Genomic DNA, 19,398 nt, shown 5'->3' with positions numbered 1-19,398 from the left:
TGGCTACAAGTCCCAGTTACCGATATCGGCTTCCAGGTCGCTACCGCCCTGCTTGCCATCGGCGCCAAACGAATAGAGGTCGAACGCACCTTTTGTACCGGGTGACAGGTACTGATAGACATTGCCCCAGGGATCGACTGGCAGACGCTTGAGGTAACCGTCCTTGCTCCAATTCTTCGCCGGTGGATTACCTGAGGGTTTTTCCACCAGCGCTTCGAGACCCTGCTGGGTGCTCGGGTAGCTGTGGTTATCCAGTTTGTACATATCCAAGGCGGCTGATACCGCCTTGATATCGCCCTTGGCAACAGTGACCTTGGCCTGATCCGGCCGGCTCATCACCTGCGGCACCACCAAGGCGGCGAGAATTCCAAGAATCACCACGACCACCATGATTTCGATCAGCGTAAAACCTGCCTGACGCTTGTTCACCTACTTACCCCACCAATTGATTGAGAGACAGAATCGGCAGCAGGATGGCCAGCACTATGACCAGCACCACTGCACCCATAAAGACCAACATGAATGGCTCGAACAAGCCGACCAACAACGCGACCTGAGCACTCAGGTCGCTTTCCTGATTGCGCGCCGTACGCGCAAGCATCTGATCCAACTCGCCAGAGCGCTCACCACTGGCGATCATGTGCAGCATCATCGGAGGAAACTGCCCACTGGCCTCCAACGCGCGAGTCAGGCTGCCGCCCTCACGGACTTTCTGCGCAGCCACCACCACCTCGGCACGAATGACCCGGTTGGCGATCACTTCGGCGCCGATACCCAACGCCTCCACCAGCGGCACCCCGCTCTGCGTGAGAATGGCCAGGGTCGAGGCAAAGCGTGCGCAATCTGTGGCGCGAATCAAACGCCCCACCATCGGCAACTGCAGCAAGAAGCCATGCCAACGCACTTTGAGCGACTCTTCACGCAGCGCCCAGCGCAAACCAATGAACCCGAGCATCAGCACAATCAGCGCCAACCACCCCCAACCCTTGACCCAGTCGCTCAGAGCGATCAGACCCCGGGTCAAGGCGGGCAAGGCTTGCCCGGAATCGACGAACACCCGCACTACATCCGGAACCACGTAACCGAGCAGAAAGCCGACGATCAGCAACGAGGCGCACATCAGGATCAGCGGATAGAGTAAGGCCAGTTGAATCTTCTGCCGCGATTGCTGACGCTGCTCGGTGTAGTCGGCCAACTGTTCCAGGACCGGGCCCAAGTGCCCGGCGTGCTCACCCGCTGCAACTGTGGCTCGGTACAGATCGGGAAAGGCCGCGGGAAATTCCTTCAGGCTGCTGGCCAGGCTCTGGCCTTCCAGCACTCGAGCGCGCACCGCCAACAGCATGCCCTGGATCCGCGGCGTGCTGGCCTGAGCGGCTGCGGCGCGTAAAGCTTCTTCGATCGGCAACGCGGCTTGCACCAAGGTTGCCAGCTGACGGGTCAGCAAGGCCAGATCACGCGCCGAAATCCCCCGGGCAAAACTGAAATGCCCACCGGTATCAGCCAGCTCCCGAGTGCGCGTGGCCTTGACGTCCAACGGCGCCAGTTGCTGCTCGCGCAGCAGTTGGCGTACCTGGCGCGCGCTATCGGCCTCAAGTACACCTTTCTGTTGGCGACCTTTGCGATCGAGGGCGAGGTATTCGAAAGCCGCCATGCTCTAGTTCACTCTTCTCGGGTCACGCGGAGCACTTCTTCCAGGGTGGTCACCCCTTCCAACACCTTGCGCCGTCCATCCTCTCGAATACTCGGGCCGAGCGTGCGTGCGTGACGGGTCATGTCCTGCTCAGAAGCGGCGTTGTGGATCAGCGTGCGCAGGTGATCGTCGAACACCACCAGCTCGTAAATGCCGGTACGACCCCGGTAGCCCTGTTGGTGACAATCGCTGCAACCGCGGGCGTGATACAGGGTCGGCGCCGACTCGGCCGCCACGCCGAGCAGTGCGCACTCGGCAGCATCGGCCTGGTAGGCTTCCCGACAGTGCGGACAGAGCACCCGTACCAGGCGCTGAGCCAGTACACCGAGCAACGACGACGACAGCAGGAAGGGTTCAACCCCCATATCCACCAGTCGGGTGATGGCGCCGACTGCACTGTTAGTGTGTAGCGTCGACAACACCAGGTGGCCAGTCAGTGAAGCCTGCACCGCGACCTCGGCAGTTTCCTTGTCGCGAATCTCACCGACCATCACCACGTCCGGGTCCTGTCGCAGGATTGCCCGCAGGCCGCGCGCGAAGGTCATATCGACCTTGGTGTTGACTTGGGTCTGACCGATGCCCTCGAGGTGGTATTCGATCGGGTCCTCCACCGTGAGGATATTGCGCGTACGGTCATTCAGACTGACCAGGCTGGCGTACAACGTGGTGGTCTTACCCGACCCCGTTGGACCGGTGACCAGCAGGATGCCGTGGGGCTTGCGCACGGCATCCTCCATCAGCTGGCGATCTCGCGCGCACATCCCCAGGTGCTGCAACGACAGGCGCCCGGCCTGCTTATCGAGCAAACGCAGCACCACCCGCTCACCATTGGCCGAAGGCAGAGTGGAGACCCGCACATCGACCTCGCGCCCGCCGACCCGCAGGGAAATCCGCCCATCCTGCGGCACGCGCTTTTCGGCAATATCCAGCCGCGCCATCACCTTGATTCGCGACACCAAGAGCGCCGCCAGCTCACGCTTGGGCTCGAGCACCTCACGCAGGATACCGTCAACGCGAAAGCGCACAACCAGGCGTTTCTCGAAGGTTTCCAGGTGGATATCGGAGGCGTTTTCCTTGATCGCCTCGCCGAGAATGGCGTTGATCAAACGAATGATTGGCGCGTCGTCTTCCTGCTCGAGCAGGTCTTCGGTTTCCGGAACCTGATCGGCCAGGGCTGCCAGATCGAGGCTGCCGCCAAGGTCTTCGGCGAGCTGCATCGACGCCGAATCATGTTGATAGGCCTTACCCAGAGCCTGCTCAAAGGCCTCTGCGGAAAGCTTCCGCAGCGGCATCCGGCCGCCAACGAAGCGCTGAGCCTCAGCCAAGGCCACCAAATCAACTTCCGGCCGATGAGCCAGGCAAGGTGGGTCGACCTCGGTCAATACGACCACTCCGTGCCGTTTAGCGAAACTGAACGGTAAACGACGCAGTACAGTTTCAGTAAGCAAAGCGTTCATCCTGGGTCGCCTTAAAACGGTAACGTAACACGGGTATCAGAGCAGCTCAGGCCGATCCAAGCCGATAGCTCCGTCCGTTACTAATTATCGACATGCCACAATACTAGAGCCAGTGCACTGGACTATCTTTAGCACATCACAGAACGCGACACACCACCTTGATAGGGGGCTGCCAAACGCCAGCTAACTGTCTATGATCGGGGCGCGACTCACACCACATAACAAAAAACTTTCGGAGTGACACCTTGCCTTTTTCGGCAACTCGACACTGGGTGCAACAGCACGCGACCACACTGGTGGGCGTCGCCGTGACTCTGGCCATGAGTGTCAGCCTGGCCTGGCAAACGGTTGATTGGCTGCGTTTAATGCGCACACCAGGCGCAGTCGACTCACTGAACACGAGCAATACACCAGCACCCACGCCCGACCAACGCCTGGACCAACTGTTCGGTGCTAGCGGTACAGACAGCAAGGCGCCGCCACCGGCCACCAACCTGCGCCTGACCTTGCTTGGCAGTTTCGTCCACCCCGACCCCAAACGATCCACTGCAATCATTCGCCTGGAAAGCAGTCCAGCACAACTACACGCTATAGACAGCGAAGTGGCCAGCGGTGTACGTCTGCATGCGGTCTACGCCGATCGCGTAGAACTGATGCGTAAAGGTCGCCTGGAGACCCTGGCCTTCCCACACAGCCAATCGGCCGATGACAGCGCGAGCTATTCGTCCAGCACAAGAACCCCGGACACGCTGAATCAACTCGACGACCTGGAAGTCGACAACCTTACTCAGCTGCGCGAACGCATGGACGCTCTGCGCCAACAGATGGAAGCGGCCGGCACCTTGCCGCCGGATACCGAACCCACCGAACAGCCCACGGAAAGCGACTGAACCGATGCCCCAGACCTTCTCGCGATTCACCCTCGCCCTGCTGGCCGCCGGCTTTGCCGTCACTGCGCTGCCACTCAGCGCCGCCGTCAGCACAGCCGCTCCTACCGCCAACCAGCAAGAAGAAAGCTGGACCATCAACCTGAAAGGCGCCGACATTCGAGAGTTTATCGACCAGGTCGCGCAGATTACCGGGGAAACCTTCATCGTCGACCCGCGAGTCAAAGGCCAAGTCAGCGTGGTGTCGAACACCCAATTGAACCTGAGTGAGGTCTACCAACTGTTTCTCTCGGTGATGGCCACCCATGGCTTCAGTGTTATCACTCAGGGCGAACAGGCTCGTATCGTGCCGAATGCCGAAGCCAAATCCGACGCAGGAACGGGTCGCGCCGCGCCAGACCGCCTGGAAACTCGCCTGATTCAAGTACAGCACGGCTCGGCGACTGAACTCATTCCGCTTATTCGTCCACTGGTACCGCAGTACGGCCATTTAGCTGCAGTGACCTCAGCCAATGCCATCATCATCAGCGACCGCAGCGCCAATATCGCTCGTATCGAAGACTTGCTGCGTCAGCTCGATCAGAAAGGTGACCGTGACTACAGCGTTCTCGACCTGCAATACGCCTGGGTCATGGATATTGCAGAAGTGCTCAATAACACCCTGGTTCGCGGCCAGGCCAAAGGCACCTCCAACACCCAAGTGATAGCCGATGCACGGACCAATCGCCTGATACTCCTCGGCCCGCCGGCAGCGCGAAGCAAATTGATGGCACTGGCCAAATCGCTGGACACCCCGACCAGTCGCTCGGCCAATACCCGCGTGATTCGCTTGCGGCATAACGATGCCAAAGCCCTGGCGGAAACCCTCGGTGAAATCTCCGAAGGCCTGAAAGCCCAGGACGGCAGCGAGACGCCCGGCAAACCGCAGAACATCCTGATCCGCGCCGACGAGAGCCTAAACGCGCTGGTGCTGCTGGCCGAACCCGACATGGTTGCGACCCTTGAGGACATCGTGCGCCAGCTCGATGTGCCACGCGCACAGGTGCTGGTAGAGGCTGCCATCGTCGAGGTCTCGGGCGACATCAGCGACGCCCTCGGTGTGCAGTGGGCGCTGGATGCCCGCGGCGGCACAGGCGGCCTCGGCGGAACCAGTTTCAGCAATACTGGCCTGGCTGTTGGCACAGTGCTGCAGGCTATCCAGGATCAGCGCAATAATGTCGACAACCCGATCCTCAACAACCTCCCGGATGGCGCTATCGTCGGTCTCGGCACCCGTAACTTTGGCCTGCTGGTCACTGCACTATCGGCAAACACCAAGAGCAACCTGCTGTCCACCCCCAGCCTGCTGACCCTGGATAATCAGAAAGCGGAGATCCTGGTCGGACAGAACGTACCGTTCCAGACTGGCTCCTTCACCACCAGCGCATCCGGTGCAGACAATCCCTTCACCACCATCGAGCGGCAAGATATAGGGGTAACCCTGAAGGTCACGCCACACATCAACGAAGGCGCCAGCCTGCGCCTGGAGATCGAGCAAGAGATATCCTCAATCGCTCCCACCAGCCAAGGAGTCAATGCGGTCGACCTAATCACCAACAAGCGCTCGATCAAGAGCACCATCCTCGCCGAAGACGGCCAAGTCATCGTGCTCGGCGGCCTGATTCAGGATGACGTGACTCACTCCGACTCGAAAATACCCTTGCTCGGCGACATACCCATTCTCGGCCGACTGTTTCGCTCATCCAAGGACACCCACATCAAACGTAACCTGATGGTCTTTCTGCGCCCCACGGTGATTCGCAATGCGACGGGACTGGCTGCCCTCTCCGGGAAGAAATACGGTGACATCCGGATACTTGGCAACCTGCGCGACGACTACCGTCCAGGTATCCTGCCGCGCGATCCAGCGCAGCTGTTCGACCTAAATTCGCCGTCAGACGCCATCGACTTACGTAAATAGCGTCCGCGCAAAGCAAAAAGGCCTCGGTTCTCACCGAGGCCTTCTCATTTACTGCAACGCAGTCGCCGGCTACTGTGGCTGAAGCGGCACTCGCGCTGATCCCAGGACAACGTCAAACCGATCAAAGCACGGCGAGACCACGCGCCAGATCCGCCTTCAGATCGACCAAGTCTTCCAGCCCCACAGCCACGCGAATCAAGCTGTCGCTGATGCCGGCACTGGCACGCTCCTGCGGCGAAAGACGACCATGGGAGGTGGTTGCCGGGTGGGCGATGGTGGTTTTGGTATCGCCCAGATTGGTGGTGATGGAAATCATCCGAGTTGCGTCGATAAAACGCCACGCAGCCTCCTTGCCACCCTTGACCTCAAAACTGACCACGGCACCGAATGCACTCTGCTGACGCTTGGCCAAGTCGTGCTGCGGATGGCTTGGTAAACCCGCGTAGTAGACATGCTCGATGCCCGGCTGCTGCTCCAACCATTCGGCCAGTTGCTGCGCACTGGCGCAATGCGCCTGCATCCGGACGCGCAGAGTTTCCAGACCTTTGAGGAAAATCCACGCATTAAACGGGCTGAGGGTCGGGCCTGCAGTGCGCAGGAAGCCAACAACCTCCTTCATCAACGCCGCCTTGCCGGCAACCACCCCGCCCATGCCACGACCTTGACCATCGATGTACTTGGTCGCCGAGTGCATGATGATATCCGCACCGAGCTTGATCGGCTGCTGCAGCGCCGGGGTACAGAAACAGTTATCAACAGCCAACAGCGCACCTTTGCTATGCGCTATCTCGGCCAAGGCAGCAATATCGACCAACTCGGCCAACGGATTGGACGGCGACTCGACGAACAGCAGCTTGGTGTTGGGCAGACAGGCAGCTTCCCAGGCCTGCAGATCCGCCAGCGCGACATAGTCCACCTGCACACCGAAGCGCTTAAGGTATTTCTCAAACAGGCTAATGGTAGAGCCGAACACGCTGCGCGAGACCAGCACATGATCACCGGCGCTGCACAGGCTCATGACGATAGACAGGATCGCCGACATGCCGGAGGCCGTAGCCACCGCCTGCTCGGCGCCTTCCAGCGCAGCGATACGCTCCTCGAAGGTGCGCACCGTCGGGTTGGTGTAACGCGAATAAACATTACCTGGAACCTCACCAGCAAAACGCGCGGCGGCATCGGCGGCCGTGCGGAATACGTAGCTCGACGTCGGAAATATCGCCTCGCTGTGCTCACCTTCCGGCGTACGACGCTGTCCAGCACGCACCGCCAAGGTATCGAAGCCGACCCCTTGCAGGTCGCTGTCCAGGCGCCCAGCATCCCACTCTTGCGTCATATCCCTTACCTCGGATGACAGCTTTAACGGCGCCACTCGGGACGCCGCTTAACGCTTAATTGTTATACAGATCGATAATCGCGCTGACGGCCTGAGACTTAACCTTGGACATATCGTTACGCGCCTGCTCGATCTTGTTCAGGTAATTCTCATCGACATCGCCGGTGACATATTGACCATCGAACACTGCACAGTCGAAATGCTCGATTTTCACCTTGCCGCCACCCACAGCATCAATCAGGTCGCTGAGATCCTGATACAGCAACCAATCGGCACCGATCAATTCGGCGACTTCCTCGGTGCTGCGGTTGTGCGCAATCAGCTCATGGGCACTCGGCATGTCGATACCATAAACGTTCGGGTAGCGCACCGCCGGTGCCGCCGAGCAGAAATAGACGTTCTTCGCCCCGGCTTCGCGGGCCATCTGGATGATCTGCTTGCAGGTCGTGCCGCGCACGATGGAGTCGTCCACCAGCATTACGTTCTTGCCGCGGAACTCCAGCTCGATGGCATTGAGCTTCTGCCGCACGGATTTCTTCCGCGCCGCCTGCCCCGGCATGATGAAGGTACGGCCGATATAGCGGTTCTTGACGAAGCCTTCGCGGAACTTCACACCCAGGTGGTTGGCCAGTTCCAGCGCCGCGGTGCGGCTGGTGTCGGGAATCGGGATGACCACGTCGATGTCATGCTCGGGACGCTCGCGCAAAATCTTCTCGGCCAGCTTCTCGCCCATGCGCAGGCGCGCCTTGTACACCGAGATGCCATCCATGATCGAATCCGGACGCGCCAGGTAGACGTGCTCGAAGATACAGGGAGAGTAATGCGGACTGGTCGAACACTGGCGAGTGTGGAGCTTGCCATCTTCGGTGATGTACACCGCCTCGCCCGGCGCCAGATCGCGGATCAGGCTGAAGCCGAGCACATCCAGCGACACGCTCTCGGAGGCAATCATGTACTCCACGCCTTCGTCGGTGTGACGCTGGCCGAAGACGATCGGGCGAATCCCGTTGGGGTCCCGGAAACCGACAATACCGTAGCCGGTGATCATTGCCACCACAGCATAGCCGCCACGGCAACGCTGGTGCACTTCACTGACCGCGGCGAACACGTCTTCTTCGGACGGCTGCAACTTGCCGCGCTGGGCCAGTTCATGGGCGAAGACGTTGAGCAGCACCTCCGAATCGGAGTTGGTGTTCACATGACGCAGATCGGACTCGTAGATTTCCTTGGCCAATTGCTCGACGTTGGTCAAGTTGCCGTTGTGCGCCAGAGTGATGCCATAGGGTGAGTTGACGTAGAACGGCTGCGCCTCGGCCGAGCTGGAGCTACCGGCGGTCGGATAGCGCACATGGCCAATGCCCATGTGACCAACCAGGCGCTGCATATGGCGCTGTTGAAACACGTCACGAACCAGGCCGTTGTCCTTACGCAGGAACAGACGACCCTCATGACTGGTAACAATACCGGCAGCATCCTGGCCGCGGTGCTGGAGGACGGTGAGCCCGTCATACAGCGCCTGATTGACGTTCGATTTACCGACGATACCGACAATGCCGCACATGTGACGCAACCCCTACTGAATGGAACAGGCTAATACTGAACGCTCTTGCAGCAGTTTAGGCTGCAACAGCGCTTATTTGAATGGCAGCTCAACGGGTGCACTGATGCCGCTGGCCAGCCACTGACTGGACATCCCCAAGATGAGATTTTTCGACCAGTCCGCGACCAATAAAAAATGCGGCAATAGCGTCGACTGTTGCCACCACGGATCTTGCTGTACAGGCGCCAGGCTAAGCAGCCCGATCAGTACCACGACCAACAAACCGCCACGGGCGGCACCGAAAACCATGCCCAGAAAACGATCGGTGCCGGATAAACCGGTGACGCGTATCAACTCACCGATCAGATAATTGACCAGTGCACCGACTAATAAAGTGACGATAAACAGAATGGCGCAAGCGGTGATCACGCGCGCCGAAGGGGTCTCGATAAATTCGCCAAGGTGCTGCGACAGTGCACCGCCAAACATCCAGGCGACGACCCCGGCAATGATCCAGGTGAGTAACGACAAGGCTTCCTTGACGAAACCACGACTCAAACTGATCAGACTCGAAATGGCGATGATGGCGATAATCGCCCAGTCGACCCAGGAAAATCCCACGATGATGGTTACCGACGGAAAAGGCGCTGCATTTTAACAGAGCCCACGCCGTGGGGTAAGCGAAGGATTAGCTGCGCTCCGGACGAAAACGCACTACGAAGCCATTGAGCTTTTGCTGGCGGTTCAGCTGGTCACGCAGTCGATCAGCTTCCGCACGTTCGATCAGCGGACCGACAAACACCCGATTCATCCCGTCCACACTGCGAATATAGGCATTGTAGCCTTGGCTACGCAGGGTCTTCTGCAGGGTTTCCGCCCCGCTTCGGCTGGACAGGCTAGCCAACTGCACCGACCAACTGACCGGCAAGCTGTTGGCATCCAGACGACTTGCCGGCGGCTTCACTGCAGCCTCGACCTGCGCAGGCGCTGCAGCAACCGGCTCAGCCGGCAGCGCAGCGAGCTGCTCGGGCTCGCTCAAGCTGCTCACCGCTTCGCTATCGAACTCATCCGGCACGGGCTCTTCAGGCAGGAGCTGCGGCTCCGGCACGCTGACCGGCTGCATTTCAATCTGCGGCATAACCGGCGCCTGTGGCATGCCAGGCGCATCCACTACCACCCGGCGCAGCTCGTCTTCACGCGACAACAGCATGGGCAGAAAAATCACTGCCAGCGCCAGCAATACCAAGGCACCGACCATACGCTGCATCAATCCTTTATCCAGCAAAGCCATCCCGCACTTCCCCCTTGGCATGGCCAGCCAGCCAGTCCAGGGCCTCGGCCACGCAATAAAAAGATCCGAACAGCAGAATTTCATCCCCTGCCGCCGCCCGCGCACACTGCGCCAGCAGCGCCGACTTCACGTCAACATAGGCCGTGACATGCGCACCGAGATTATACAAATGCGCCTGCAACTCGGCGGCTGGCCGCGTACGACTGGTCGGTAACGGCGCCACAGCCCATTCCGCCACTTCGCTCAACAAGGGCGTTACCACCCCAGCCAAGTCCTTGTCAGCCAGCAGACCGAACACCGCCAAACGCTTGCCCGCCAGCGGCCTGGCAGCCAGACGCTGCGCCAAGTATGCGGCGGCATGCGGATTATGCCCAACATCAAGTAATAAGGTGAGTGGCTTACCCTGCCAATTCAACGTCCGGCGATCCAGGCGACCAGCTACCCGCGTACTCAATAGAGCACTGGCAATCTGCTCAGCATGCCAAGGCAGCTCAAGCAAGGCATAGGCCTGCAACGCCAAAGCAGCGTTTTCCATGGGTAAATCGAGCAGCGGAAGCCGATCCAGGCGCAGAACCTCACCCTTGGCGTCCAAACCTCGCCAACTCCAATGCTGCGCCTCGAGCGCCAAATCGTAATCACGCCCTCGCAGAAACAACGGCGCATTTAGTTGGACAACTTGCTCCAGCAAGGGCTGTGGCGGGTCAGTATCTCCGCACAAGGCAGGCTTTCCGGCGCGAAAGATCCCAGCCTTTTCGAAAGCAACCGACTCACGGGTGTCACCCAACCAGTCGGCATGGTCGAGACCGATACTGGTGACCAAGGCAAGATCGGCGTCGATCAGGTTTACCGCATCAAGACGTCCGCCTAGCCCCACTTCGAGCACCACGGCATCCAGGGCCGCACGCTGAAACAGCCAGAAGGCAGCCAAAGTACCCATTTCGAAATACGTCAGGGAGATGGCGCCACGCGCCGCTTCAACTTCGACAAAAGCCTCGCAGAGCGCAGCATCGTCGGCTTCGCCGCCATTGATCTGCACTCGCTCGTTGTAACGCAGCAGATGGGGCGAGCTATACACCCCCACCTTGAGCCCCTGCTCTTGCAATAAGGCGGCGAGAAAGGCGCAGGTCGAGCCCTTGCCATTGGTACCGGTAACGGTGATGACCCGTGGCGCCGGCCTGGTCAAACCCAAGCGCTGCGCCACCGCCCTGGAACGCTCCAACCCCATGTCGATGGCGGATGGGTGCAGCTGCTCCAGATAAGCCAACCAATCGGCGAGGGAGCGCTGGCTCATGCAGTGACCGGAAGCGCTGCAGGCGATGGCAGACGCATAAACTGCGCGAGTAACTTAGCCAACCGAGGACGCAATTCCGCGCGCGGAATAATCATGTCGATGGCGCCATGATCAAGCAGGAACTCGCTACGCTGAAAACCTTCCGGCAGCTTCTCGCGTACCGTCTGCTCGATCACTCGCGGCCCTGCGAAACCGATGAGTGCACGCGGCTCTGCGACGATCACATCACCCAACATCGCCAGGCTGGCAGAAACGCCACCGTATACCGGATCGGTCAGCACCGAGATAAACGGAATTCCTTCTTCGCGCAGGCGCGCCAGCACGGCGGAGGTTTTGGCCATCTGCATCAAGGAAATCAGCGCTTCCTGCATACGGGCGCCGCCCGATGCAGAGAAACACACCAGCGGACAACGCTGCTCCAGCGCCACATTAGCGGCACGCACGAAGCGTTCGCCGACAATCGCACCCATCGAGCCACCCATGAAGGAGAACTCGAAAGCGCAGGCCACCACCGGCATTGTTTCCAGAGTCCCCTGCATAGCGATCAGTGCATCTTTCTCGCCGGTCTGCTTCTGCGCCGCGACCAGACGATCCTTGTACTTTTTACTGTCGCGAAACTTCAGGCGATCGACAGGCTCCAGCTCGGTACCGAGTTCTTTACGGCCATCGGCGTCGAGGAAGATATCCAGACGCGCGCGCGCGCCGATGCGCATGTGGTGATTGCACTTGAGACAGACATCCAGAGTCTTTTCCAGCTCGGGCTTGTACAACACCGCATCGCAAGACGGGCATTTGTGCCAGAGCCCTTCCGGTACCGAACTTTTCTTGACCTCGGAACGCATGATCGAAGGGATCAGTTTGTCTACCAACCAGTTGCTCATGCTCTTATTTCTCCAAAGCTGTAGGCTCGAATAGGCTGTGCCGCACAGGGCCTTGGCAACCTATCCAAACGAATTCACGACTGCAGTTTCAATTGGGACCGGGACCTGCATTGATAGCTGCCAAGCGCGCAGACCCGTACCACTGATGCGACCATCTAAAACGGTCATAGCAACACCTGCGACAGGGTTATGGACGGCCAAGCGCACAGCGCCGTCACATCGCCACCCTCATGAAGTGCAAGCACCCCTGACCGCCCGCACGAATGCTCGAACCTTTCCTGCATCCTTGATGCCTTTGCCTGCCTCAACTCCGCCACTGACGTCCACCGCATAGGGTCGTACCTGCTCGATAGCGTTACGCACATTTTCCGACGTTAGCCCACCAGCCAGAATAATCGGCACGCTTAAGTCTTGCGGCACCAACGCCCAGTCAAAGGCCAGCCCCGTACCACCTGGCACACCGGGCACATAGGTATCCAGCAAGACCCCTGACGCCCGACCGTACGCCTCAATCCGCGCGGCCACATCTTCTCCCGATCTAACCCGAAGAGCCTTGATATAGGGGCGATTGAAGCCATCGCAAAAGCCGGGAGCTTCGTCACCGTGGAACTGCAGCAGATCCAGAGGAACCACCTCAAGAATGGCATTCAGCTCATCGCGACCGGCGTTAACAAACAACCCCACGCTGGTCACGAACGGCGGCAAGGCCGCAATAATCGCCTGCGCCTGTTGCACACTGACTGCTCGCGGGCTCTTCGCATAAAACACCAAACCAATAGCGTCCGCACCGGCCTCAGCGGCGATCAATGCATCTTCTATGCGGGTAATCCCACAGATTTTGCTGCGAACGACTGACAACGCGCGAGTACCTTTAGCAAAGCCCGGATGGTAGCAAATGCCGCTCTAGGCGTCAGCCGCCACATCAGGTAGACCGGAGAGGAAATGCGGACCCAGGTAGCGCCTGGGCAGATCGAACTCCTCAGGATAATCGACCTGCACCAGATACAAGCCATAGGGATGCGCGGTCACGCCACCAGTACGCCGCACCCCAGTCTCCAGCACCTCGCGCGCCCACTCAACAGGCCGCTCGCCTGCCCCAATGGTCATCAACACTCCGGCAATGTTACGCACCATATGATGCAGAAAAGCATTGGCACGAATATCCAGGACGATGAAGCGTCCATACTCAAGCAGACGCAAGTGGTGCACCGTCTTGATCGGCGATTTAGCCTGACATTGCCGAGCCCGAAACGCACTGAAGTCATGGGTACCAACCAAAGCTTCGGCCGCCTGACGCATGCGCTCGACATCCAGAGGTCGATGGTTCCAGGTGACTTCCTCTGCCATGTGCGCTGGGCGTATCTGATCGTTGTAGATCGCATAGCGATAACGCCGGGCCTGGGCACTGAAACGCGCATCGAAATGCGCCGGCATCAATTTAGCCCAGGTCACGCTGATGTCTTTGGGCAGATTCATGTTTGCCCCCATGACCCAGGCATGCATGCTGCGCTCTACAGACGTATCGAAATGCACCACCTGGGCACTGGCATGCACCAGGGCATCGGTACGACCGGCGCAACTCAGGGTGACGGGTGCACCACCGGCCACTTTGGATAAGGCTTTCTCCAGGGATTCCTGGATCGAGGCCACACCACTGCGCTGTCGCTGAAAGCCGTGGTAGCGCGAGCCCTTGTACTCAACTCCGAGAGCAACTCTGAAAAAGCCAACGGCAGCCGAGTCGGCTGCCGCTGTAGGTATTGCATCAGACATGAATCAAACCAGATTAGTGACCAGCTCGCGCGCTTCCTGCTGCTGATCATCGTTACCTTCGGCGATCACTTCGTCGAGGATGTCACGGGCACCTTCAGTATCGCCCATATCGATATAAGCACGCGCCAGGTCGAGCTTGGTCGCGGTTTCATCTGTACCCGACAGGAAGTCGAAATCATCGTCGGCTTCCATATCAATCGCTTGCGACAAGTCAGCAAGCGCATCATCCGGCTCGTTCACAGCCGGCGGTTGATCCAAGTTATTCGTCAGCTGATCCAACTCTGCAGTCACCTCATCAAGCTGTGCCGCAAAACCATCGGCAGTAGGCTCGGTGACAATCTCATCATCGCCCAGGGACAAATCGAAGTCCGCCGACAAGTCGAACCCGCTATCAGCGGTATTGCCTGGCAGGTCGAGAGTCATGCCGGCCAAGTCATCGGAGACATCAGCGGCAGCCGGCTCCTCATCCAAGCTGAGCAGAAACTCATCTTCCGCTTCATCAGCGACTGCCGGCTTGCCCTCATCCTCCAGACTCAGACTGAAATCTGCCAGCTCATCGCCCAGCTCCAGACTTTCATCGGAAACATCATCCAGGTTCAGATCGAAACTCAAATCATCGGCCTGCCCGACAGCCACATCAGCCGGAGTGCTCAGATCCAGATCACTTTCCAGATCCAGGGTATCGATATCCGCCAAGGATGCATCACCAGCCGCGGCAGCTTGCTGGTCATGATCCAGTTCGACTTCAAGCTCATCCAGACTCAAGTCGAATGCATTATCCAACCCGTCTACCTCTGCCGCTGGCTGGCTCGGCTGTTCCAGATGCAGATCCAGATCATCCAGATTGAATCCATCCAAATCCTCATCAGCGGCAGCAGCGGCGGCAGCCACTCCGGCGACGGCGAAAGCGGCCATAGCAGGATACTTCGCCTTCAACTGCTCAACCTCAGCTGTGGCGCCACCGATTTCGTGCAATTCATTTTCTTGACGAGCAAAACCTTCGCGATCACCCAGCTCGGCATAGACTTCCATCAGCTTCAAACGTAAATCACTACGTTGCGGCTCATTATTGATCGCGTTGTGCAACAGGTCGGCAGCCTGATTGAAGCGACCATAGGCGATATAGATATCCGCCTCACCCAAAGCATCACCAGTCTGCGCAGACACTCGCTCCTCGGTAGCCGTCGTATCGACCTCACTGCCAGCAAGGTGATCATCTTCAAAACTATCGAAGCTGTCAGCCGGCAATTGCATATCTGCATCGAAACCACTGGCGTTGCTCTCAGCCGCTAAAGCCTCTTGCAGCTCAGCCTCTTTCACCGCATTGCGTCGCGACAACATCATAAGACCGATCAACAGCACCAATAAACCGCCACCACCGGCAATACCCAAGAGCATGGGATTTGCGAGCAGATCATCGATCACATTGGGCTGTGCTTGCTCCTCTACAACCGGGGCGGTTACTTCCTGCACTGGAGCAGCAGCAGGCTCATCAGCGACCGGAGGCTTCGGCTCGGCGACGACAACCGGTTCAGTGACGGGCTGCTGGACATCTGCTGGCGGCGCCGCGTCGGCTGTGACTGCAGGTTCCTCGCTGTAGTTATAATCGGGCGCTTCGGCCGCTGACGGAGTAACAACTGCAGCGGGCTCGACAGGCTGTACCGGCTCGACTGCCGCTGGCTGCGCAATGGCCGTTTCAGCGGCAGGCGCCTGAACGGGTGCCTGGTTTGACGCGGCAAGGTCTGCTTGCAATTTGGCCAGTTGATCATCTTTCAACTGGATCAAACGCTGCAGCTTATCGAGCTGACCCTGCAAGTCACCCATGCGACCTTTTAGCTCGTCGTTCTCACGACGGGTCGAATCCAGGCTTTCCTGGGTCACTGCCAACTTATCCGTCAGCGCCTTGCTGTCCGCCGTCCCCTTATCACTACCATTGGTAGCCTTGCCGGTGTCGGCAGAAACCAGCTTGAGACTGTCCTGAGTTTTGACCTGAGCAGGAGCTGCACCAGCAACACTGCGCTTGGTCGCATCCAGCTGGCGAGCGGAGCTGGCTACATTGCGGCCTTCACGCCAAGCAGCATTCTGCTCGGCAACCTGCGCAACGGCCTCAGCCCGCGAACGACCACCGAGCTGCTGCTGATTTGGCAGACGCAAGACCTGGCCGCGCTTCAAACGATTGATATTGCCGCCAATAAAGGCATCGGGATTCAGATCCTGAATAGCCAGCATGGCCTGATGAACACTGCCGCCCCCGCGCACACGCTCCGCAATCTCCCAGAGTGTGTCATTGGCGGTGGTTTTGTATTCACTATCTTGCAAGGCGCTGGCAGTAGTAGCCACGGAGCGCGCAGCAGGGGCACTGACAGGCGCTATCGAGCGCGATACCGGAGTAGCCGCCTGTCGCGGGGCAACCACTGGCGGAGCAGCTGCAGCAGCGGTTTGCGGCGAGTACAAGGGCGGATCAAGCAGCAGGGTGTACTCACGCAACAAACGACCACTCGGCCACAGCACCTCAACCAGGAAGTTCAGATAAGGCTCACGCACCGACTTATTCGAGGTTACGCGAATGACACTCTTGCCATTCGGTTTGAGTATCGGTGTAAATTTCAGGTCGGTCAGAAAGTACTGGCGATCAACGCCAGCCTTGATGAATTCTTCAGGAGAAGCCAGGTTCGGCAGTACTTCATTGGAAGCCAGATCACGCACTTCCAACAACTCGATTTCAGCCACCAGAGGCTGATTCAGCGCCGACTGCAGGGTTACCTCACCCAGCCCCAGCGCATGCGCCATACCGGAGGACAGTGCTGAAGCAGCTGCGATTGCCAGCACCAGTTTGCGAACCCGAACCATAGCGTTATCCCTTTTTATCTTTTTTCTCGGCATGCGAGAGGGTCTTGATAATTGCTGCCTGTCTCCACTCGAAAGCGGCTCCCCATTCAGCAATCAACTCAGCCAGTATTGCCAAGCTCGAAAGATTCTTCAAATTTCTAGGTAAGTATCTTTTACAGATAGTGTTTTATCAATAACTCGGCCAATTGCACAGCATTCAAGGCGGCGCCTTTTCTTACGTTATCAGACGCAATCCACAAATTGAGCTCAGACGGATCGTCCAGCCCACCCCGAACCCGACCGATATATACCTCATCCTGGCCGACTGCATCAGCCACAGCCGTCGGATAATCGTCTGACTCAACGTATTCAAGGCCCGGAGCCGTACTTAAAGCCGCACAGATCGTTGCCAGTTCAACCGGCTCCTCCGCCTGCACCGACAGGCTGATGCTGTCGCCGAAGAATACCGGCGCCTGCACACAGGTTGCCGAGACCTTCAATGCCGGCGCATCGAGCAACTCCTTCAACTCAGAGGCCACACGCCGCTCCAGCACGCCATGGCCGTCGCTATCCGGCGTATCGACCTGAGCCAACAGATTGAAAGCTATTTGCCGGTCAAAAAAGCGCGGCTCGAGCGGACGCGCATTTAGCAGCTCGGCAGTCTGTCGAGCCAGCTCGGCCGCGCCTTGGCGCCCCCGACTGGTCACTGCCAGGCACGCCGTGACCGTCACACGTTGCAGCCTTATCTGTTCGCGCAACACCACCAATACGCTAGCCAGTGCAATGCTCACGGCACTTGGATTGCTCAGCTGGTAAGGCGCCGACAGCCTTGCCAGCACCTCGGGGTTCACCTCAGGCACGACGCGTGGCGCCTGCTGCGCCGGTAACGCTGCCGCCAGATCGATGATCGAGCAGCCAGCGGCGCGAGCCTTTTCGGCGTACTCAAGAGTCACCGCCGCGCCTGCCGCGAAGAAGGCCAAGCGCACGCGGGCAAAGTCGAAGGACTCCAACGCCGACACCCGCAGACTCTTGTTCTTGAAGGAAAGCGAGCGCCCTGCCGACTCGTCACTGGCGATCAGATGCAGATTGGCCACGGGAAACTCACGCTCGTCGAGCAGTTGCATCAACGTTTCGCCGACGCTGCCAGTGGCGCCGATAACGGCAATATCAAAGGTATGGGTCATGGAAGTGCTTCAGACGAAATAAGTCCCGCACTGTATAGATGGGGCTTACAAATGCATAGGAGCGAGCCTGCAGGCGGTCGGTTTGTGGGCCGACCGCGAACAAAGCTCGCTCCTATCTCACGACTCGAACGACCCGCTGAAGCGGGCCGGCGCCGAGCATCAACGCTCCAACAAAATCCGCAGCATACGACGCAAAGGCTCAGCAGCCCCCCACAGCAACTGATCACCCACCGTGAACGCGCCCAAATATTGCGACCCCATGTTCAGCTTGCGCAAACGACCAACCGGCACACTCAAGGTACCCGTCACCGCCGTTGGACTCAGTTCGCGGATGCTGACTTCGCGCTGATTCGGCACCAGTTTCACCCACGGGTTGTGCTGACTGATCAGACCTTCAATGTCGGACAGCGGCACGTCCTTGTTCAATTTGATGGTCAGTGCCTGACTGTGGCAGCGCATGGCGCCGATGCGCACACAGAGGCCGTCCACTGGAATCGGGCTCTTGAAGCGACCTAGAATCTTGTTGGTTTCCGCCTGGGCCTTCCACTCTTCACGGCTCTGCCCATTCGGCAACTCCTTGTCGATATAAGGAATCAGGCTACCGGCCAGGGGCACGCCGAAGTTATCCACCGGGAAGTTTTCGCCGCGCATGGCTTCGGCCACCTTGCGGTCGATATCCAGGATGGCGCTGGCCGGATCAGCCAGCTCATCGGCGACCGAGGCGTTGATCGAGCCCATCTGCTTGATCAGCTCTCGCATGTTCTGCGCGCCCGCGCCACTGGCTGCCTGGTAGGTCATGGCACTCATCCACTCGACCAGACCGGCTTCGTAGAGACCGCCCAAGCCCATCAACATCAGGCTGACGGTACAGTTGCCACCGATGTAGTTCTTGGTCCCGGCGTCCAACTGCTGATCAATTACCTTGCGGTTGACCGGGTCAAGAACAATCACTGCGTCATCGTTCATGCGCAACGAGGATGCCGCATCAATCCAGTAACCCTTCCAGCCCGCTTCGCGCAGCTTGGGGAAGACTTCACTGGTGTAGTCGCCGCCCTGACAGGTGAGAATCACGTCCAGGCCTTTCAGCTCTTCGATGCTGTAGGCGTCCTTCAGCGGGGCAATGTCCTTGCCAATCGCGGGACCCTGGCCACCCACGTTAGACGTGGTGAAGAACACAGGCTCGATTAAATCGAAATCCTGCTCCTCCAACATGCGCTGCATCAGCACGGAACCTACCATGCCACGCCATCCGATCAGACCTACACGCTTCATAACCACTACACCT

The 19,398-nt window shown here is 58.9% G+C and carries 16 protein-coding genes; 2 read left to right on the top strand and 14 right to left on the bottom strand.

The genetic code is table 11. From position 1 onward, the window contains the following. Window positions 1-3 precede the first annotated feature (3 nt). From gspG to gspE, 3 genes are read right to left on the bottom strand one after another with little or no spacing between them, the layout of a single operon-like run. The gene (gene gspG / locus TMS3_RS12065) at window positions 4-429 is read right to left on the bottom strand and encodes a type II secretion system major pseudopilin GspG (RefSeq protein WP_025165534.1); all 426 of its coding nucleotides are present in this window, start codon (window positions 427-429) and stop codon (window positions 4-6) included. A gap of 4 nt (window positions 430-433) precedes the next feature. Then, the gene (xcpS, locus tag TMS3_RS12060; protein WP_025165533.1) at window positions 434-1,651 is read right to left on the bottom strand and encodes a GspF family T2SS innner membrane protein variant XcpS; all 1,218 of its coding nucleotides are present in this window, start codon (window positions 1,649-1,651) and stop codon (window positions 434-436) included. Between the two features lie 8 nt (window positions 1,652-1,659). After that, window positions 1,660-3,147 carry a type II secretion system ATPase GspE gene (gene gspE, locus TMS3_RS12055; RefSeq protein WP_025165532.1) on the bottom strand — a complete coding sequence of 496 codons (1,488 nt, stop codon included), beginning with the start codon at window positions 3,145-3,147 and terminating at the stop codon, window positions 1,660-1,662. A gap of 245 nt (window positions 3,148-3,392) precedes the next feature. Between gspE and TMS3_RS12050 the strand changes: the two genes are divergently transcribed. Then, window positions 3,393-4,037, top strand: coding sequence for a type II secretion system protein N (locus tag TMS3_RS12050; RefSeq protein ID WP_025165531.1), 645 nt, complete (start codon window positions 3,393-3,395; stop codon window positions 4,035-4,037). 4 nt (window positions 4,038-4,041) lie between these two features. Next, entirely contained in the window at window positions 4,042-5,994 is a 1,953-nt protein-coding gene (gspD, locus tag TMS3_RS12045) for a type II secretion system secretin GspD (protein WP_025165530.1), read from the top strand. A 121-nt stretch (window positions 5,995-6,115) separates the two neighbouring features. Here the strand turns inward: gspD and TMS3_RS12040 are convergent, their stop codons facing one another. The 11 genes from TMS3_RS12040 to asd all read right to left on the bottom strand — a co-directional run bounded on the left by TMS3_RS12040 (window position 6,116) and on the right by asd (window position 19,385). Further along, entirely contained in the window at window positions 6,116-7,327 is a 1,212-nt protein-coding gene (locus TMS3_RS12040; protein ID WP_025165529.1) for an O-succinylhomoserine sulfhydrylase, read from the bottom strand. Between the two features lie 55 nt (window positions 7,328-7,382). Beyond that, window positions 7,383-8,888, bottom strand: a complete 1,506-nt coding sequence (gene purF, locus TMS3_RS12035; RefSeq protein WP_025165528.1) for an amidophosphoribosyltransferase — start codon at window positions 8,886-8,888, stop codon at window positions 7,383-7,385. Between the two features lie 72 nt (window positions 8,889-8,960). Then, complete coding sequence (locus TMS3_RS12030) at window positions 8,961-9,488, bottom strand: CvpA family protein (RefSeq protein ID WP_025165527.1); 528 nt, start codon at window positions 9,486-9,488, stop codon at window positions 8,961-8,963. 67 nt (window positions 9,489-9,555) lie between these two features. Beyond that, entirely contained in the window at window positions 9,556-10,158 is a 603-nt protein-coding gene (locus tag TMS3_RS12025) for an SPOR domain-containing protein (protein WP_025165526.1), read from the bottom strand. After that, window positions 10,142-11,449 carry a bifunctional tetrahydrofolate synthase/dihydrofolate synthase gene (folC, locus tag TMS3_RS12020; protein WP_025165525.1) on the bottom strand — a complete coding sequence of 436 codons (1,308 nt, stop codon included), beginning with the start codon at window positions 11,447-11,449 and terminating at the stop codon, window positions 10,142-10,144. Before folC ends, TMS3_RS12025 begins: the two co-directional genes overlap by 17 nt. Further along, window positions 11,446-12,330 carry an acetyl-CoA carboxylase, carboxyltransferase subunit beta gene (accD, locus tag TMS3_RS12015; protein ID WP_025165524.1) on the bottom strand — a complete coding sequence of 295 codons (885 nt, stop codon included), beginning with the start codon at window positions 12,328-12,330 and terminating at the stop codon, window positions 11,446-11,448. Before accD ends, folC begins: the two co-directional genes overlap by 4 nt. Window positions 12,331-12,558: 228 nt before the next feature. Next, window positions 12,559-13,188 (bottom strand): phosphoribosylanthranilate isomerase, encoded by a 630-nt coding sequence (locus tag TMS3_RS12010; RefSeq protein ID WP_025165523.1) that lies wholly within the window; start codon window positions 13,186-13,188, stop codon window positions 12,559-12,561. Between the two features lie 45 nt (window positions 13,189-13,233). Further along, window positions 13,234-14,100, bottom strand: a complete 867-nt coding sequence (gene truA / locus TMS3_RS12005) for a tRNA pseudouridine(38-40) synthase TruA (protein WP_025165522.1) — start codon at window positions 14,098-14,100, stop codon at window positions 13,234-13,236. Between the two features lie 3 nt (window positions 14,101-14,103). Beyond that, window positions 14,104-16,950 carry a FimV/HubP family polar landmark protein gene (locus TMS3_RS12000; protein ID WP_025165521.1) on the bottom strand — a complete coding sequence of 949 codons (2,847 nt, stop codon included), beginning with the start codon at window positions 16,948-16,950 and terminating at the stop codon, window positions 14,104-14,106. Between the two features lie 152 nt (window positions 16,951-17,102). Further along, entirely contained in the window at window positions 17,103-18,113 is a 1,011-nt protein-coding gene (locus tag TMS3_RS11995; RefSeq protein ID WP_025165520.1) for an aspartate-semialdehyde dehydrogenase, read from the bottom strand. 159 nt (window positions 18,114-18,272) lie between these two features. Further along, entirely contained in the window at window positions 18,273-19,385 is a 1,113-nt protein-coding gene (gene asd / locus TMS3_RS11990) for an aspartate-semialdehyde dehydrogenase (RefSeq protein WP_025165519.1), read from the bottom strand. Window positions 19,386-19,398 lie beyond the last annotated feature (13 nt).

Origin of the sequence: Pseudomonas taeanensis MS-3 (assembly GCF_000498575.2) — a bacterium.
GTDB classification, from domain to species: domain Bacteria; phylum Pseudomonadota; class Gammaproteobacteria; order Pseudomonadales; family Pseudomonadaceae; genus Aquipseudomonas; species Aquipseudomonas taeanensis.
This window is presented reverse-complemented; position numbering and strand designations above follow the sequence as displayed.

Coding starts and splice junctions, on each gene's coding strand:
- gspE (WP_025165532.1), bottom strand. CDS start 3,147: ATGAACGCTTTGCTTACTGAAACTGTACTGCGTCGTTTACCGTTCAGT.
- TMS3_RS12040 (WP_025165529.1), bottom strand. CDS start 7,327: ATGACGCAAGAGTGGGATGCTGGGCGCCTGGACAGCGACCTGCAAGGG.
- purF (WP_025165528.1), bottom strand. CDS start 8,888: ATGTGCGGCATTGTCGGTATCGTCGGTAAATCGAACGTCAATCAGGCG.
- gspD (WP_025165530.1), top strand. CDS start 4,042: ATGCCCCAGACCTTCTCGCGATTCACCCTCGCCCTGCTGGCCGCCGGC.
- asd (WP_025165519.1), bottom strand. CDS start 19,385: ATGAAGCGTGTAGGTCTGATCGGATGGCGTGGCATGGTAGGTTCCGTG.
- TMS3_RS12000 (WP_025165521.1), bottom strand. CDS start 16,950: ATGGTTCGGGTTCGCAAACTGGTGCTGGCAATCGCAGCTGCTTCAGCA.
- truA (WP_025165522.1), bottom strand. CDS start 14,100: ATGTCTGATGCAATACCTACAGCGGCAGCCGACTCGGCTGCCGTTGGC.
- folC (WP_025165525.1), bottom strand. CDS start 11,449: ATGAGCCAGCGCTCCCTCGCCGATTGGTTGGCTTATCTGGAGCAGCTG.
- xcpS (WP_025165533.1), bottom strand. CDS start 1,651: ATGGCGGCTTTCGAATACCTCGCCCTCGATCGCAAAGGTCGCCAACAG.
- TMS3_RS12025 (WP_025165526.1), bottom strand. CDS start 10,158: ATGGCTTTGCTGGATAAAGGATTGATGCAGCGTATGGTCGGTGCCTTG.
- accD (WP_025165524.1), bottom strand. CDS start 12,330: ATGAGCAACTGGTTGGTAGACAAACTGATCCCTTCGATCATGCGTTCC.
- TMS3_RS11995 (WP_025165520.1), bottom strand. CDS start 18,113: ATGACCCATACCTTTGATATTGCCGTTATCGGCGCCACTGGCAGCGTC.